The sequence below is a fragment of the Bacillus sp. JJ1503 genome, from assembly GCF_036965125.1.
Taxonomy (GTDB): domain Bacteria; phylum Bacillota; class Bacilli; order Bacillales; family Cytobacillaceae; genus Cytobacillus.
The window spans coordinates 1-2469 of the sequence record NZ_JBALOZ010000426.1; the positions used below are offsets into that span (position 1 = coordinate 1).

Sequence of the window (2469 nt, forward strand, 5' to 3'; positions counted from 1 at the left end):
GATACATTCTATGATACGATGTTTTATATCATGTCCATATATATCTGCAATAACATAAATCAGCCTTTGCTTTTCTTCTAATAAAAATAATACGAACCCTTTATTTTCAAAAATATTGCGAGAGTATAATTTATAATAATTTAAATCATATTCTTTTTTTGAATTCTTTATCTGATCGATTAATACAAAATATGAGCAATCTAATAAATTATGAAAACCCTGTTCCTGTAAGAAATTAGTAATCACAGAATCTTCAACTGTTCCATCTAACCAAGACTCCAGTAATAGCCGGGAGTGAATGTTTTGTTTTTCTTCTATGTATAGACTGCGCAGCAAATATTGCGATAACGCCGTAACAGTTCTATCCAGAATTAATAATTCAAACTCATTTATTGTTCGATTCTTCGTGAAAATACATACTTCTCCATAACTTTCCTCCAATATATTTACTTCACATTTGGCAAAATGACTTCCTTCCCCTTTTTGTTCGTATTGGTCCCTTAAGTTCTCATATATGTGATGTTTTTCATTTGGAATAAATAATGGCTGCTGCCCATTAATGATAAATGCAACGTTCATGTTTAAATATTTGTAAAGCTTCATGAGGATATGTTCATAATGGGTTATTTTTAATGTTAATTTATTTATTTCTTGTGAATAATTTTCAAGCCGTTTGATCATTTCATACTGTTGATTAATTAACATACTATGTATTTCCTGTGTTATTTCAATAAATGGAACTATTTCATTAAACACAATAATCGGTAAATTATGCCGATTAGCCAACTCAATCACACTATTTGGAACAGATTGAATATGTTCACCAAATTCAATACATAAAGCGGCTGCTTCTTTTGTGATCAGTTGTTCTAAAAATTTAAATAGAGTCTCTTCGGATATTAGTTGAATTCCCGTTGTTAATATTAATTCTTTTCCCTTAATGAAGGTACCTATCTCTTTCGATTCCAGTATATGAACCCACTTAATAGTATTCAATAGTCCGCCATGACCAGCGATCACTTTGGCCTTTTGAAAATGGTTTCTATCAATTAAATCTTGAACCTTTAGCGAATAAGACATATTTTACCCTCCTAGAAAAAGGCTTATCATGCTCTATACAGAAAATATAACATAATCTAAAACGGCAAAGGGAACTTCTTTACATTATGGTTTATATCAAGCTGTTAAAAGGCTATGTTATATTTTTTTTATTATTTAGTTTGTAACAAGAGGGATAAGTGAATAGAAAAAGGAAGTTTATGAAGCATCTTTGATAAAATAGAAGAGATGAAATACAAGCAACAAAACGAAAGACCTTTCCCATCACCCGGAAAGGTCTTATTTATTCTATTTCTTCTTCTTATCCTTTGAAATAGGCCCACATGCAATCCGATCACCTGAATCACCAGCTGGCTGTGTCATGCCATCATCCTTGCCATCATGAATCACAATAGAGGTTCCGTCTTTCGTTAATAATGATTGTTTGCCTTCCTTGAGTGAGACCTGCGGGGCCATAATTTCATCCTTGGCCTTTCCATCCTCCCCTACAATGAGGTTAGGAAGGTCACCAGCGTGGGATCCTTTAGGATGAAGCAGACCGTGCTCCTTATCTTCTGGATTAAAATGATTTCCCGCTGACTTGAAATCTGGGGGTTCACATTTTCCAATATCATGAATATGCATGGCATGCTCACCTGGAGGCAAACCCTCTAAATCTAAAGATAGTTTGACCCCTTTTGCCTGTTCCTCTAACTTGATCGTTCCTAAGGAGTCCCCCACGGCATTATACATTTCAACATCCAGATTTCTGATCGTCTCTTCCCCACACCCTGTTAAAATAAAAAAAGGGAGTAATAACCAAGCCTTTTTCATGTTAAAAAAACTCCTATCAAACAAATTCTTCCATTAGTATCACCCTATCTCCCTTTTCATAATCAATTATTTGGCAGGTTAAACCCAAATCTTTAATTCAATTAGCAAAAAAAAATAACCAAATCAAAATAGATTTGGTTATTTCCTGCTTCTGCTAATTTTTCTCTTCAGTGCTATTCAAGTTATTCATAATTCGATCCTCAAGTTCCTTTGCCTTGATTGCTTCACGTTTTGAAATCCGTAAAATGAATCGGAAGGTTAAAACGCATAAGATAAAGAAAATCGTAAAACTGATGGCAGCAGGAAAATATTCTGATTTATCTTGAGGGAAGTATAGAAACAAGGACATAACATACCATTGCAACATATCAACTATCCTTTCTGCAAAAATGCAGTGGTTCAATATGTTATTATATCAACAATTACGCCGTGTTCCAAGCCTTTTGCCATAGGAAGGATTCTCTTTATTTTTAAAGGCAATGTAAAAGGGAAACTACATTCGTAACCCCAAAGACATCGATTGATGACCGTGTCGGCCACTTTTTGCGCATAACGAGCATCAAAGTCACCGATTGATGACCCTGATAACCGCTTTTT

The 2469-nt window shown here is 34.2% G+C and carries 3 protein-coding genes; all 3 read right to left on the bottom strand.

What is annotated here, in order from left to right:
- A partial coding sequence (locus tag V7149_RS24345; protein WP_335348151.1) for a PucR family transcriptional regulator ligand-binding domain-containing protein occupies positions 1-1080 on the bottom strand: 1080 nt, incomplete at its 3' end.
- A gap of 267 nt (positions 1081-1347) precedes the next feature.
- Positions 1348-1872 (bottom strand): superoxide dismutase family protein, encoded by a 525-nt coding sequence (locus V7149_RS24350; protein WP_335348152.1) that lies wholly within the window; start codon positions 1870-1872, stop codon positions 1348-1350.
- A gap of 154 nt (positions 1873-2026) precedes the next feature.
- Positions 2027-2239 carry a hypothetical protein gene (locus V7149_RS24355; protein WP_335348153.1) on the bottom strand — a complete coding sequence of 71 codons (213 nt, stop codon included), beginning with the start codon at positions 2237-2239 and terminating at the stop codon, positions 2027-2029.
- Between the last annotated feature and the right edge of the window lie 230 nt (positions 2240-2469).